At 55.1% G+C, this 15,250-nt stretch carries 11 protein-coding genes; 10 read left to right on the top strand and 1 reads right to left on the bottom strand.

Going from position 1 to position 15,250, the window contains the following annotated elements; all coding sequences use genetic code 11:
- Nucleotides 1-22: 22 nt before the first annotated feature.
- Nucleotides 23-919, top strand: coding sequence for a LysR family transcriptional regulator (locus tag ACJ8J4_RS02380; RefSeq protein ID WP_025302737.1), 897 nt, complete (start codon nucleotides 23-25; stop codon nucleotides 917-919).
- Nucleotides 920-1,026: 107 nt separating this feature from the next.
- On the opposite strand, the gene dcp is transcribed toward ACJ8J4_RS02380, so the two are convergent.
- Nucleotides 1,027-3,228, bottom strand: a complete 2,202-nt coding sequence (gene dcp, locus ACJ8J4_RS02375; RefSeq protein ID WP_197812661.1) for a peptidyl-dipeptidase Dcp — start codon at nucleotides 3,226-3,228, stop codon at nucleotides 1,027-1,029.
- A 300-nt stretch (nucleotides 3,229-3,528) separates the two neighbouring features.
- Between dcp and ACJ8J4_RS02370 the strand changes: the two genes are divergently transcribed.
- The 9 genes from ACJ8J4_RS02370 to ACJ8J4_RS02330 all read left to right on the top strand — a co-directional run bounded on the left by ACJ8J4_RS02370 (nucleotide 3,529) and on the right by ACJ8J4_RS02330 (nucleotide 15,165).
- Nucleotides 3,529-3,819 (top strand): hypothetical protein, encoded by a 291-nt coding sequence (locus ACJ8J4_RS02370; protein WP_049208108.1) that lies wholly within the window; start codon nucleotides 3,529-3,531, stop codon nucleotides 3,817-3,819.
- Nucleotides 3,816-4,103 carry an E492 group microcin gene (locus tag ACJ8J4_RS02365; RefSeq protein ID WP_442515979.1) on the top strand — a complete coding sequence of 96 codons (288 nt, stop codon included), beginning with the start codon at nucleotides 3,816-3,818 and terminating at the stop codon, nucleotides 4,101-4,103. The genes ACJ8J4_RS02370 and ACJ8J4_RS02365 overlap by 4 nt, the downstream gene beginning before the upstream one ends.
- 78 nt (nucleotides 4,104-4,181) lie before the next feature.
- Entirely contained in the window at nucleotides 4,182-5,708 is a 1,527-nt protein-coding gene (locus ACJ8J4_RS02360; RefSeq protein ID WP_264383931.1) for an MchC protein, read from the top strand.
- Nucleotides 5,709-5,726: 18 nt separating this feature from the next.
- Nucleotides 5,727-6,176 (top strand): toxin-activating lysine-acyltransferase, encoded by a 450-nt coding sequence (locus tag ACJ8J4_RS02355; RefSeq protein WP_025302733.1) that lies wholly within the window; start codon nucleotides 5,727-5,729, stop codon nucleotides 6,174-6,176.
- Nucleotides 6,177-6,193: 17 nt separating this feature from the next.
- On the top strand, nucleotides 6,194-10,000 hold the full coding sequence (locus tag ACJ8J4_RS02350) for an AMP-binding protein (RefSeq protein WP_264383929.1): 3,807 nt from the start codon (nucleotides 6,194-6,196) through the stop codon (nucleotides 9,998-10,000).
- Nucleotides 10,000-14,145: a non-ribosomal peptide synthetase gene (locus ACJ8J4_RS02345; protein ID WP_099816813.1), complete on the top strand. Its 4,146-nt coding sequence runs from the start codon at nucleotides 10,000-10,002 to the stop codon at nucleotides 14,143-14,145. The genes ACJ8J4_RS02350 and ACJ8J4_RS02345 overlap by 1 nt, the downstream gene beginning before the upstream one ends.
- 237 nt (nucleotides 14,146-14,382) lie before the next feature.
- Nucleotides 14,383-14,643, top strand: a complete 261-nt coding sequence (locus ACJ8J4_RS02340) for a hypothetical protein (RefSeq protein ID WP_016927848.1) — start codon at nucleotides 14,383-14,385, stop codon at nucleotides 14,641-14,643.
- 24 nt (nucleotides 14,644-14,667) lie between these two features.
- Nucleotides 14,668-14,835 (top strand): hypothetical protein, encoded by a 168-nt coding sequence (locus ACJ8J4_RS02335; RefSeq protein ID WP_016927849.1) that lies wholly within the window; start codon nucleotides 14,668-14,670, stop codon nucleotides 14,833-14,835.
- A 105-nt stretch (nucleotides 14,836-14,940) separates the two neighbouring features.
- Nucleotides 14,941-15,165 (top strand): hypothetical protein, encoded by a 225-nt coding sequence (locus tag ACJ8J4_RS02330; RefSeq protein ID WP_154892309.1) that lies wholly within the window; start codon nucleotides 14,941-14,943, stop codon nucleotides 15,163-15,165.
- The last annotated feature ends 85 nt before the right edge of the window (nucleotides 15,166-15,250 follow it).

The raw sequence follows: 15,250 nt of genomic DNA, 5'->3' as shown, positions 1-15,250 counted from the left end.
GTACCGATAATCGGGATAATCTATGCATCGCAGTGGACTGACAGAGTTGGAAGTCGTGTTGGCGGTGGCGCAGCGACAAAGCTTTCGCGCCGCCGCACGGCAATTAGGCATGTCGGCCACCGCCGTCAGCAATGCGGTGGCCGGGTTGGAAAGCCGCCTGAAAATACGTCTGTTTAACCGTTCGACCCGCAGCGTGGCCCTGACGCCGGCGGGCGCGCGTTATGTAGAACGAATCGCCCCCGCTCTGGCCGAGATTCGGCGTGCATCAGAAGAGATCGCCACCCAACCCGACGCGCCAACCGGCACGCTGCGCATCAGCGCACCGCAGGAGTGCGTCTCCCTGCTCTACGAACCGTTGATCGAAACGTATTTGCGGCGTTACCCGCAAATGCGGCTCGATATCACCAGCGAATCAAGAATGGTGGACATTGTGGCGGAAGGTTACGACGCGGGGATCCGTTTGGCGGAGTCCGTCCCGCAGGACATGATCGCCGTGGAGCTAACGGGAGATATCCGCATGTTGGTGGTCGCTACACCAGACTATTTCGCTGAACATGGCATACCGCAATCGCCGGAGGATCTGTTACGGCACAAAAGCGTCGGGATGCGTATGTCACACGGAGGGATTTACCATTGGGAATTGGAACGCCACCAACAGAAACTTCGAGTCAACGTACCGCCGCGCATTGTATTGAATGAAATGCGCGCCATTCATCGTGCCGCATTGAGCGGTGTGGGGATTGCCTTCGTTTCAGATTGGTTTGCCCGTGAAGATATCGCATCAGGTCGACTTATTAGCGTACTGGACGAATGGTGCCCAGCTTTCGGCGGATTGCGTCTCTATTATCCCGGCAGACGACATGTTCCTCCGGGGCTCAAGGCATTTATCGATTTGGTGCATGAAATTCAGGCCAGGTAGCTTGTCTTCTCTCTGTCGACCAGAAAACGGCACCGCCAAACGTCGGAATGCGACCGGCATTTGGCGTGCCGTTGGTTTACTCACTCTCCTTGTTCATACCCTCGGGACTATTCGTCCTTCAGCCCGCGGTTGATCAGCATCGGTTCGATGCTCGGCTCTTTGCCGCGCCAGTCGATGTACAGCTTCTCCAGATCCTGGCTGTTGCCGCGCGACAGGATCATGTCGCGGAAGCGCTGGCCGTTTTCGGCGGTCAGGCCACCGTGCTCGGTGAACCACTGGAAGGCGTCGTCCGCCAGCATTTCCGTCCACAGATAGGCGTAATAGCCCGCGGCGTAGCCGTTACCCCAGATGTGCTGGAAATAGCTGGAACGGTAGCGCGGCGGCACGTAGCCGAGATCGACCTTGTCTTTTTGCAGCGACTCGGCCTCGAACTTGTCCACGTCTTGCTGCGGCTGGTCGGCGGTCAGCATGTGCCAGTGCATGTCCAGCAGCGCGGCGGACAGCAGCTCGGTCATGCTGTAGCCCTTGTTGAACTTGTCGGCCTTCTTGATCTTGTCGACCAGTTCCTGCGGCATCGCCTCGCCGGTCTGATAATGCTTGGCGAAGTGGCTGAACACTTTCGGATCGCTGACCCAGTGCTCGTTGAACTGCGACGGGAACTCGACGAAATCGCGCGCGGTGTTGGTACCCGACAGGCTCGGGTATTCCTGATCGGCGAACATACCGTGCAGCGCGTGGCCGAACTCGTGGAACATGGTGATCACGTCGTCATACGACAGCAGCGCCGGCTGCCCCGGCGCCGGTTTGGTGAAGTTGGCGACGTTGTAGATCACCGGCTTGGTGCCGTTGAGCTTCGACTGATCGACGAAGTTGCTCATCCAGGCGCCGCCGCCCTTGTTGTCGCGCTTGAAGTAGTCGGTGTAGAACAGCGCCAGCGATTTGCCGTCCTTGTCGAACACTTCATACACCTTAACGTCCGGCTGGTAGACCGGAATGTCCTTGCGTTCTTTGAAACTGATGCCGTACAGCAGGTTGGCGGCGTAAAACACGCCGTTGTTCAGCACGTTGTTCAGCTCGAAGTAAGGTTTGATCTGCGATTCGTCCAGATCGTACTTGGCCTTGCGCACCTGTTCGGCGTAGAACTGCCAGTCCCAGGCCTGCACCTTGAAGTCGCCTTTCTGCTGATCGATCACCGCCTGAATGTCTTTGGCTTCACGCTCGGCGCGCGCGGTGGCCGCCGGCACGATGTTGCGCATAAAGCTCAAGGCGGCATCCGGCGTCTTGGCCATCTGGTTTTGCAGCTTCCAGGCGGCGTAGTTCGGGTAGCCCAACAGCTTGGCCTGCTCGGCGCGTACCTTGGCCAGACGGGAAAGGGTCTGGCGGGTATCGTTGCCGTCGCCCTTCTCCGCGCGCGTCCAGGAGGCGTCGAACAGCGCTTGGCGGGTGTCGCGATCTTTCAGGCTCTGCAGCAGCGGCTGCTGGGTGGTGTTCTGCAGCACCAACAGCCACTGTTTCTCCAGCTTGCGCTCGGCGGCCGCCTGCGCTGCCGCGGCCAGCTCACCTTCGGACAGACCGTCCAGTTTCGCCTGGTCAGTTATCGCCAGCGCGCCGTTTTTGCTCGCCGCCAGCAGTTTGTTGGTGAACTGGGTGCTCAGCGTCGCTGCTTCCTGGTTCAGCGCCTTCAGCTTGGCCTTGTCGGCGTCCGACAGGTTGGCGCCCGCCAGCTCGAAGTTCTTGTAGGTCACTTCCACCAGCCGGCGCGATTCCGGATCCAGCTTCAGCGCATCGCGATCCTGATAGATGGCCTTGATGCGCGCGAACAGCTTGCCGTTGAGCATGATGTCGTCGTTCAGCGCCGCCAGCATCGGCGAGGTTTCTTCATCCAGCTTCTGCAGCGCATCGCTGGTGTTGGCCGAGGTCATGGCGCCGAACACGTTCATCACCCGCGTCAGCAGCGAACCGGCCTGCTCCAGCGCCACGAAGGTATTCTTGAAGTTGGGCTTGGCCGGGTTGTTGGCGATCTTCTCCACCTCTTCCCGCTTTTGCTTGATGCCCGCCTCGATCGCCGGCGCGTAGTCGCTTTCCTTGATCAGGTTGAACGGCGGCGCCTGGAACGGCAGACGGCTTTGATAGAAGAACGGGTTTTGGGTCTTTTGCTTGTCGTGCTGATTGGCTTCACCGGTCACGGTAGCCTCCTTCGCCTGGCCGCTGGGCAGGGCACTATGGTCGGCGTGAGGTTGGGTTTCTGCTGCCTGTGCCTGCGAGCCCAGCGCCATGCCGATCGCCAGCACCAATGTGGATAAACGCATCAAATCGAAACTCCTCCATGTTCACGGAATAAGGTCTCGGGGAATGGCTCCCTCAGAGTCATCACCTAGCTTAGGCGCAGTTGGCAGTTTGAGCAAAAACAAGTGATTAGAAGTTAACCGCCTCGCCGACCGCGGCCAAACGCTTCTTTGACATCTTTATTTTTCATCATCGACATATAGTCACAAAAGGTAATCATTTTATGATTAATTAATTCAATACCATGATAAATAAAGAGGAATCATAAAATACCCTGTTGACTTATCAGGTTACCCAATGTAACTTGATGTAAATTTTGATTAATGGAGCTAATCAAATTGCACCTTATAACGGAAATAGTTCTTATTGTCATTTTCATCCTCATTATCAGTGCGATCTATAAAAACGCGAAGAAAAAAGGCGTGCGCACGTACCACATCGTTATGCTGTTCTTGATATTTCCCCTTGCCGTATTTTTAGACTACTGCCTGCAGCGCCAGGCGATCCTTTTGGATACGGCCGCCCTTAAAACCACGGCCAGTTATGGTTTGCCGATGGCGATTATTTTTTCGCTTGTTTTATCTATCACCTCTCGCAAGAAGGAGTTTAAATGAGAGCCTTAACGGAAGTTGAATTGTCATGTATTAACGGATCTGACGGCAACGATTCTTATAATCCGACTTCGCTCATTGTCGGTAGCCTGAGCACAATAGCGAAATTACCCACCCCCGAATCCTTAGCCGTGGGCGTCGGGACGGAAATAGCTATTCAAGCCGCACCACACATGCCGGTTAACGTTGCTATTCCACAGGTTCCTATGGGCCCAACCTGGAATGGCAGTGGCGGTGGCCGCCCTTCACCTTCGTCTTCACTTTCAACACCGGATTCATCAAATTAAAAAAACAGTCTTATTATTCCTTGTGCAATAAGGCCGGGATTTAACTTACTCTGCACCAATAAAAATAACGATTAAAAAATGACAAAGCTCGCCATGCTTCACGAAAGCTTGATCCCTTTCGTCGCAAAAAAGACAGGTTCTCAATTACTCTGGCACAATGCATTAAGCCCTGCTGAACAAGACGAACTGAAAAAAGAGACCAGCTATCTCATCGAAGAAAATAATCGCCATGCTATTTTTGATGATGGTACGCCGCGCTTAAACGATGAAAAAGTCTTTTTCGCCGAACGTTATGGCGGCGGCGCTATTTCGCGCAACGGCGGCGGAGCACGCTGTGGCTTTGATGGGCGTTGGCAGGTTAAAGGTATTGGGGCTAATGCGTTAGTCGGTCAAGGGGCAAAGCATGTCGATGGCGAGTTGACGATGACTGGCGCAGTATTGGAGGCATTATGGGGGAACGTCATGGCCAAACTGCTGCCTTACGGTGCCGTGCCCAATAAGGCGATCTTGGTGACCGATAGCCCCTTAGCCGCCATCTCTCCTGAATCGGCGAGAAGTCCCCATAACCGCAAGGCGTTGCTGGTGCGTGAGCCCGTCGTGCGCCCTGCACATTTTTGCCGCGCACCCTACTATCATCCTCATGATGCGATGCAAAGGCAGCCTTCGGATATTCAGCGGGTCGAAAAGCTGATTGTCGCCGCACCGGCTTTTCTGCCTCGTCCCCCGGAGTTTGACGCCGCAAGCTGGTTGGCATTGCCCCAGGAAGAACAAGCATTCTACGGGCTCTGCGAGCTTGCCCGGCGTCTCGCGACGCAGATCGCGTACTGCCGCACCCGGCATTTGGTGATGATGACCTCACCCTCCAATTGCGATATGGCCGGTAGGCTGCTGGACTTTCATGGTGTTCGCAGTGTTTTTCCCGCAGAACGTCGCGATCCCGGGCGCAGCTACATTCAACACAACAAGCTCAATGAAGACGCCCCTTTGTTGCTGAGAGGCTTGCAAGATCTCGCTTTTTATTTAGCCAAGCATCAATTCGGCCCGGCATTTCTCGCGGCAGCGCGCCAAGGCATCGGTGCGGCCTTCAACATGGCCTATAAACGAGCCTGCCTGCTGGATAATCTCGGTATGGCGGGTTTTGACCCTGCATTTTTACAACGCCTGCCTCTCACCGCCGAGTGGTTCTCCTTAGGCGAACGCTTGCAAAAAATGTTCGATTTGGCTCCCGGCATCTTTACCCGTCGACAAGGTCTTGGCCTGGGGAATGCTCATCCGGCGATTGCCCTATTGCACCGGCTCATCGACGCACCCGTAAGGGTTCCCGCCGAACAACAGGGTACGACTGCGGAGGAGAGATTTTCTCTGGCGTTCCGTCGGTTATACGCGCAATACCTTCAGGAAACATCAGCAGCTCAAACCTCCGCCGGATTACAACTGGCGATGAAGCAGACCGTCACCAGAAGGTTGGGTTCCCGCACGTTCATGCGCCGTGAAGTGATTTTTCAAGAAATTTCCGGCTGGCGCGGCGAAGTCAGCGAGATCACCGAACAATTGCAAACCTATCTCGACCGTTTCGAGCGCCAGGCGATCAACGTATTACAATAATAACGCTGAGGATATTTCGTGAGTTTTATCAAAGAAAACCAGCAGGGTAAAAGTAGGTTCAGTCAATACGAGAGCCTGGGCTTCGCCGTTAACTGTATGTTGATGAATAAAAATTACAGTTTGTACCATATAAAAACGTTGCAGCTATGGACTCAGGAAGCGATTAATCAAAACCAATTTAAAATATTATTCGACCATTTGGATAACCCGATAGGGTATATAACCTGGGCCTACCTGAGAGATGAGACGCTGAGTCGATTTATTAACGATCCGCAGTTTCTTCTCCATAACTCAGAATGGGATGAGGGCGGTACGCTGTGTATTTTAGATTTTTGCTGCAAGCCAGGCAGCGCGCATTTATGTTTGGAACACCTTAAAAGAGTTCACCCCATCGTAGAACGCCGCACGGTTGTGTGGCGCTCCCGCCGAACGGGCAGACTGATGACTGTAAAAAATAAAGAAAAATAATTGTCAGGGATGAGGCAATGAGCAAACATCAATTACTGGATTCACAGGCAGGATTTTACTATGGCACCAAGATCGGCGATGATAAATCGAGCTATAATATCGCGGAATATGTCGAAATAAATCACACTCTCGATATCGCAAGAATGAAACGTGCTATTCATCGTGTCATCAGCCAAACCCCTACGCTGCACGTTCTGTTTGATGAGGATAACGGCACGCCTTATCAATATTCCGTCACCGCCAATATCTCAGTGGAATGGGTAGATCTTTCGCAGAGCGCCAACGATATGGCCACCGCTATCGAATTAATGGAAGCGGATGCTAAGCGCCCCTTCTCGCTGAACGCAGCGCCATTATTCAGACAAAAAATCATCAGGCTGGGTGAGAAACGCTTTCTGTGGTATTTCTGCAGCCACCATCTGCTGCTTGATGGTTACGGCACTTATTTGCTGATCCATCAAGTGGCGCAGGCCTACCGAGACCAGACACAACAACCGCAAGACGTACCGGCGATCGATGCCTTGCTCAGGGCTGAATCTGAGTATAAACAGTCAGCCGCCTATCAAGCAGACCGACATTTTTGGCAAGCGACCAGCGCCTCACTGCCAGACCCGATGACATTAGCCTGCGCCAATATTCCCTCGGGACAGACCATCCGCCATGTGACGTCGTTGCCCTATCCTGCCGAGCGCCTTGCGCTGCAAACCGAACATCCTTCCTGGCTGGCGCGCACTTTTGTAGCGGTGATGGCGTATTTGTACCTATGTACCGGCGAGAAGCAGCAAACGATCGGCGTCCCTATGATGGCGCGAACAGACGCCCTGTCGAGGCAGGCGCTAACCTGCAAGACCAACGTTGTTCCTTTGACTCTCGATATTGAGGACACCGCTTCATGCCGACAGTTGGCGCAAACCATTGAACACGCGCTCAAGCAACTCAAGAAACATCAAGCGTTTCGTTACGAAGAGATAAAAAGTCTGAGGAGCGTCGCCAGCCGCTCGCCGTTGTTCAACATCGTGGTCAATATCATTCCCTTTGAAGCGGCAGCCTCATTCTCTCCCGCTCAGCGTAGTGAAATCCGTAACTTACGCTCAGGAGGCGCGCAGGATCTGGTCTTCAACATGCGTCCCGATCTCGATAACCAAACGCTGCGGCTGGAGATCGATGCCGACTCAGGGCTTTACGATGCGGCCAGTCTGGTGCGGCACAGCCAGGGGATACAGACCTTGTGCACCTTGCTGTACGACGATCCGGAAAATCTTTCCGTCGCGGCATTGCGACAACGTTTCCCGCTCTCGCTGCTGGGTAAAACAGCCAACGACAACGTGGTCGATATCATGCAGCGTATCGATCGTGCCGTCGTTCAAGCGCCGCAACGCACGGCGATCCTCACGCCTGAACACGCCTCGTCATCGCTCAGAACGCTGTCTTATGCCGTTTTGCAGCAGCAGTGGCGTGCGCTGGCCGATGTCCTGGCTCCCGTTCGCGCCGCACATACCGTACTGTTGCTCGACTTGCCGCAAGGGCCGGAGGCCATCATCTGCATGCTTGCTGCGTTGCAATTGAAAATGCCCTTCGTCAACCTGAATGCCAAAGGGGATGGAGCGGCTTACCGTCAACTGCTTGAACAGTTTAGCGACGCTATCCTGATTACCGATCGCACGCGTCCCTCCGTTCATTCCGAGCCTGGCGCATTGGCGCATTGGCGCGCATCGACACTCAATATGCCGACGGATTTCGCACACTTCACCGTGTTTCGCCGGCAAACATCGACTGAGGCGCCGGCGTTCCCGGTCGGTACCAGCTATATCATGTTTACCTCCGGTTCGACGGGAATGCCTAAAGGCGTGATAGGCGCCCGACATGCTCTCAACGTTTTTGTCGATGCGGCGATAAAATGCTATGGCATTCAACCGCACGAACGCGTGTTGCAATTTGCGCCCTTGCATTTCGATGCCTGCATCGAAGAAATTTTCATGACGCTGGGGGCCGGCGCCCACCTGTGTATCGCCCCCGAGACCGTCAAGCACAGCTTTGCCGCTTTCTTCACATTCTGCGACGATCATCACATCAGCCTGTTGGATCTGCCGACCGCCTACTTTAATGAAATGCTGTTCGCCTCCGGCGGTGAACAGACGCTACCGCCGGCCGTCACTACCGTTATCATCGGCGGCGAAAGCCTTTCACCGCGAGCCAAAGAACGCTGGTTCGCGCACTACCCCAAAGGCAGGAAGTTATTCAACTCCTACGGCCCAACCGAAACAACCGTGGTGGCGACGGCCGCAGAAATCAAAAACGATGGCGCCGCCGTGACGATAGGCACACCGCTGGATGGTATATACACGGCGATCGTCGGCGAGGATCTCAGGCCGTTGCCGCTCGGCTGCAGCGGCGAATTACTGATAGCCGGAGCGACCGTCGGCCTGGGATATTGGCATCAGCCAACGCTGAGCGCGGAAAAGTTCGTCACCCTTGAGGCCAACGGCCATCTCATGCCCGCCTTTCGTACCGGCGATATCGCCTGCCAGCGCCAAGATGGGCAGTTGGTGTTCCTTGGCCGCAAAATTCGTGAAGCGAAAATCGCCGGGCAGCGCGTCAATATGGGTGAGATAGAAAGCTGTCTGGCCCGCTTGCCCTCCATTGTCGAGATTGCCGTACTGGCCAAAAGCGGCGACGCGGGAACGGAACTGTACGCGCATTATCACAGCCGGCAGCCGCTCAGTGAGGCAATGCGCCGCACACTGTACGGCGAACTGCCCAATACCCATATTCCTCAGCGCTTCGTGCATCATCCAACGCCGCTGGTCAAACTGGCTAACGGCAAGATTGATTATCGCACCCTGGAGAGACAATCCCGGATGCCTGAACCCACACGGGAGTTGCGTTCGACGACATTCAACACCCTGGTGCATGAAGTTTGGCTGGCGACGCTGGGCAGTGACGATGGCGACTTCTTCACGCTCGGCGGCGAGTCCCTGCAGGCCATAAAAATCATTAACGTGCTTAACGCCCACTGTCGGTTGGATCTGAACCTGAGCGACATTCTTGAACATCCAAGACTCGCCGATTTCTGCCGACACCTGACGCAGTTGGCCCATGCACGCTATGGTCTGGATCCGCAGCATCTGGACATCCGTTGCGCTATCGGCCGCTGTCTATCAACCGAGGCGCCGACCAGCAGCAGGCTGTTTATTCAATCTCCCGAAGGCACAGATGAACGGCTTTTATTGGCCGCCCTCGCCGACAAACGCGGTGTGGACATTCTGTCACCGCAGGCGCTGCCGTTGCCTGCTGAATGGTCGCTGAACGCGGCCATATTCAACGTACCGAACGAAGCCACTCAATATGCCAGTTGGCTCGATGCACTTTCGGCCCTGCTGCACACCCTGCCCGGCCGAGTTAACCACATGATCTTTATGCATGATACGGCCGGCGGAGCCAAACTCACGCAAGGCCTGCTACGCGATTTCCGGCATGAGCGACTACTGTTGCTGCATAAAGTCGATGCGCGCCGCCAAGCCGTCGACGCCGGTGTTACAGAGTTGATAGCCCTCTCTGCGCGGCTGGGTTATTTCCCGCACATTCGGTTCGATACGGCCAATGAGCGATTGAACGGCTGCGTACTGAGGATCTTCGGTTTCGATGATGGCGAGAATATCGACCATCGCGCCGCCTTCACAATGGCGCAGCGGAGAAACCCGGGAGTGCAGTTGTGTAGCTTAGCGTATTGGCTGAATTTGATTTCCGCCCACAGCGACAAACGCCCGAATAAAAGCGGTCGAACAGCGAAAACTATCGACGTCAACATGGAAGGAGCGCACTGATGAGCGTCATCGGCTTGATCAATCTGATGGAAATGGCGAAACAGGGAGCAAAATTCGGCGAGCTGTCGCCTCGACGCCAAACCATCGAGCATGTTGACGCCGCCGCACTCAGTGCGGTGCAGGAAGACATTACCGCATTTTTATCTGTCTGTACGCCAGACAATTCAGAGCGGCACACCGGCGAGAAGCCTTGTTACACCGTCAATCACTACGCGGGCCAATACCTGTGGCTGTATGAAAACTTCACCAAGAACAGCCCGCTGTATAACATTCCGATCGCTAAAGAGATCCTGGGGCCCTTTGAACCCGAGCGTTTGCTCGCCGCGTTGAAAAAACTGCTCAAGCGGCACGGTGCGCTTTGCGGCCGCTACCGGCTAGACGGTGAAGCCATCACCGTTGACATCGTGCATCCTGATGAAACCATTTTCGAACACAGCCTCGAGGACATCAGCAGGCTGAACAGTGAAGAGCAGCAAGAAAATATGCTGGCGGCGCTTAACGCCCAGTGTACGATTCCGTTTGACCTCGCGGCTGAGTATCCCCTGCGCTGCCGGATCTTGAGAAAGAGCGCGCAGCACCACTATCTGTTCTTGACCTTCCACCATTGCGTGGTCGACGGCTGGACGGCCAATTTGCTGGTGGATGAACTGAGCCGTGACTATCAAGCGTACGAAGAGCATTGGCATTATGACAACGGTCAGGCGTTTTTCCGCTATCTTGAAGACCCTTTCCTCGCCGTCGCCAATGTCGATGACAGCATGGCGTTTTGGCGCGATGAACTGGATGGTGCGCCGGAAAAACACGCGCTTGAATACGATATCGCCATCACCGCGGCAGGCAAAACACAGAATATCGTCAGAACATCGCTGACGAACGAACTGCAGCCGGCCCTGGCCCAGTTAGCCAAACATAACGGTACGACGCTGTTTACGCTGTTGCACTCCGCCTTCGCGTTACTGATTGCCAGAGAATCGGCGACGGATCGCGTAGTCATCGGTAGCCCGATCGCCAACAGGAACGAGCCGACGTTAAACGACGCCGTTGGCAGCTTCGTCAACACGATCGCTCACCAATTTATCATCACTGGCGACAACAGTTTCACCGCGCTGCTGCAAAAGAACGCCAATAAATTTGCGCGCGCTTTCAAACATCAGGGATTGCCCTTCTCTTACCTGGTTGAACAACTCAAGCCCACGCGCGGCAAGTTCCACCCCATTTTTCAAATCATGTTCGTCTGCCAACATCGCAAAAGCAACGAGCTAAATCTTGGCGGTGCGCAGGTTAACACCCTGCCAAGACGCTATGCGCCGCCCAAGTTTGATCTGGTTCTGGAAGTGATTTCCGGCGCAGAGGGCATTCAATTGGAGTGGCAATACAACGCCAAGCTGTTTACGCCGGAGCGTATTAACGGATTGGCGCAAGCTTACGCATTGCTGTTGCAGCAAATTGCCTGCGATCCTTCGCGGGCCGTCGACCACTATTCGCTGGCGCCAATGGCCGATAACCGGCAATTGCGGCAGCTCTCCGTCGGGCAGGCGATGCCGGTATGCTTGCGGCAACCTCTTTCCGATCGGCTGTTACGCGCTGCCCACCAGCATGGGGATCGCCCGGCGTTGTTCGAGGGAGATCAGGTGTGGCATTACGATCGGCTATTGCAGCACGCCGGCCTCGTGGCGCATTGGCTGAACGCCCATACCGCTCCAGGCGCGCTCATCGCCATCGATCTTCCACGCGGCGCTCATCAAGCTATTGCGGCGCTCGGCGTGATCCTCGCCGGACGCGCCTACTTGCCGTTGGCCGAAGGATTACCGGATGCCCGCGTAGCGGCCATTATGCGAATATCGGGTTGCGCCTGGGTTTTGAGCAATCGGGCTCACCATCGCGCCCGCTATCCGCAGACAACCCGCCTTCAGGATCTGGAGGCGCTGTTTTCTCCCTCTGCCACAGGCACAGCAACCTTCCCATCAGGCGAAGCGGAAGCACTCGCCTATGTCATTTATACATCGGGGACGACAGGTACGCCAAAAGGCGTGGCGATGGAACACGGCGCCGTCACCAATACCTTGCTGACCATGAATCAACTGTTTAACGTTTCACATCGTGACAACGTATTGGCGCTCGCCGACCTGGCCTTCGATTTATCGGTCTATGACCTGTTCGGCAGTTGGCTAGCCGGCGCATCGGTAACCGTGTTATCGCCGCACGACGCTAAAGAGCCGTCAGCATGGCTACATGCGATACGCCAGCGGAAAATCAGCATCTGGAACTCGGTTCCCGCCATCTTACAAATGCTGGTGCAATACTGCGCACAAGAAAACATCCTGTCGCTGCCTCAACTGCGGCATATCTGGCTGAGCGGCGATCGTATCTCTCCGCGGCTGATCGCCGAAGCACATCGGCTTTGCCCCAACGCCACCATCACCAGCCTTGGCGGTGCCACCGAAGGGGCAATATGGTCAATTTATCATCCACTTACACGAGATACGCACTACAGAAACGCCATCCCCTATGGAACCGCATTGCCGAATCAAAGCATGTGGGTGTTGAATGAAAAACTCGAGCCGTGCGGTTTCGGCGTTACCGGCGACATTTATATCGGTGGCGTTGGCGTTGCCCGCGAGTATTGGCGCGATAGGCAAACCACCGCCGGCAGCTTTGTTCTTCTCCCAACCACCGGAGAACGCGTGTACCGCACCGGCGATCGTGGCCGTTGGCATCGCAGCGGTTACATCGAATTCCTCGGCCGCGAAGACCAACAGGTGAAACTGCAGGGTTTTCGCGTCGAATTGGGTGACGTCGAATTCGCGCTCAAAAGCAGCGAACTGGTCGCTGAAGCGTGCGTCGTCTGTCGCGATGAAACCAGGAACGGCACACCGTATCTGGAAGCCTATTTCACATTGACCGAGGCGGGGAAAGCCAGCGTCCAGGCGGAGCAAAGAATACGCGAGCAGGTTACGGCCGCATTGCCCGCGTATATGGCGCCATCCCACTATCATCTTATTGAACGTTTCCCGCTTTCACGCAACGGCAAATTGGATCGCACCTTGCTATCGCCAGGCACCGAACGGAGCCAGGCCAGCGATGCTGTTCCCGCCGCGTCCGCGGAACTCATGCTGCTACGTGAGTTGTTGGCGGATACGTTAGGCTGTGCTCCAGACAAGATCGACCCCTATGCCAGCTTCTTCAGCAATGGCGGCAGCTCGCTTTCCGGCATTACGTTTTTGGGTAACATCAAGCGCGCCCTTAATGTGGAATTAACCCTGGCGGAAATCCTTGGCTACTCACAGCTCGATAAACTTGCCGAGCGTCTGCGCGATAACGCGCCCCTGCCGTTATCGATGTTGTCCGGCGCAGCCGATCGCCCCTCTCTGCCCACCTTGTATTTGGTGCATGGTGCCGGTGGCCAGGTACATCAATATGCAAAGTGGATAAAACAACTTTACGCCTGCGCCAACATCATCACCATCGCCAGCCCGGGGTTGGCCGCGCCAGGCGCAGACGACACACTCACCCTGCAGCGATTGGCCGCCTCCCATTTGGCGGCCATACCGCGTGCCAAACGCGACACTGCCGTTATCGCCGGCTGGTCATTGGGCGGCCAATTAGCTGTCCATATGGCGGCGCAGGCTACGGAACAAGGCGCGCCCTTTGCGCATGCGGTGCTTGTCGACAGCGGTTTGCCCGCCCAGCACCCCTCAGTGAATCGAGGTTTCAGCGTGGCGCAAAGTTATCTCAGCCTGTTCGACTCTCTCGGTATTGCGCGCCATTTGTGTCGGCATCAAGAAACGAACGCGATAGACAGCTTCGCCAACGAGATAAAAATGCACTATGCGCTGAATCAGAGCGTGCTTGCGGAGAAGATCACGCTGGAACATGCCGAAGCCTTTTGTTGGGCGCTGAAAAAATCCTTTGATCTGACGAATAACGCCGGCCCTCTGCCACAGATAGCGATACCGCTGACGCTTTGGCTCAGCCAGCAACGTCAGCGTAAACACCCCAATCTTGCACAACGCTGGGAGAGGCAATCCTCTCATGACGTTCAACTCAATTATTGTGCAGAAACGCATTACAGCATTTTAAACAACGCTCAACTTCTTCGAGCGCTGACGCGGATGCTGCGCGCGTTGTCCACATCATTGGAATAACGCGAGAAGATACCCCTGGCCAATCAAACCTATCGAGGCACTGATGAAATTACCCAGCAGTTGGATTTTTTTGTTCTGCTTTTACTACACATTCATGGATATTTTTTATTCGTTATTTTTTTCCGAAGACAGGAGGTTTACCAGCACAATCATTCAATCCTTTATCTTTTCAACCTTGCTAGTGGCATTTTTCTGGTATCGGAAAACTGCAAAAACCAATAATATAAGGAAGTCGTTATGAGAGAACTTACGATTAATGAAGTGAACTTTATCGCAGCCGCTGGGGATTTCAGCTATGCGGAGCTGGGCGGGGCCGTCGCGGCCGGCGCGGTTGGTGGGGCGATGACCGGCGCCATGGCTGGCGGTGTCGGTGCCGGCCCAGGCGCTGTTGCCGGTGCCGTTATCGGTGGTGCCGCCTATACCGCAGGCAAAATGGTGGAATCCATGTTGGGTGGCAATAAACAAACATCGACGAACAATCCTGCCGACAGTAACTAATACAGGAAGATTCGTGTTCATCATATGAAAAAGTCACTTATTGTATTGTTCGCCATTTTAATTGGGCTTGTTGCTGGCACGATTGCGGATTATTTCACCCTCAATCGCTTCTTGAAATACGCCCTTATCGCCGTTGCCGTTATCGGCACGCATAAATTGCTCAATAGCGATCGCGGGCAACGCTCGGCATGATAAACGTGGCTTATTTGAAAATTTAATGATTAAGGAGCAAATATGCGCAATCTTACCTCTGAAGAATGTTCAATCATTTCCGGTGCAGGAGATCGCAGCGGTACATTGACGGTTTCCGCGGAAACGGTCGGCGCAGCGATCGGCGGTGGCATCGGCTCTATCGGTGGCGTGGCGGGCGGCGTTGTCGGCACCATTGTCGGCGGTGCTGTCGGTAACTATGTCACTGGCGATCGTGCCCCCGGCTCTGTTGGCCCATCAGGCATTCCCTGGGGCGGGAGCAACGGCGGCGGTACCATGTGGGGGAACAACAACAATACCGATTCGAACTGATCGGGGCCCTGCCAGCCACACGGCTGACCTCCCCGGTTAACGTTGGCTTCAGCGCCTAAAGCGTCATTTCATGCCAGGGTTATCG

Source organism: Serratia sp. CY47280 (assembly GCF_052168655.1).
GTDB classification, from domain to species: domain Bacteria; phylum Pseudomonadota; class Gammaproteobacteria; order Enterobacterales; family Enterobacteriaceae; genus Serratia; species Serratia bockelmannii.
This window is presented reverse-complemented; position numbering and strand designations above follow the sequence as displayed.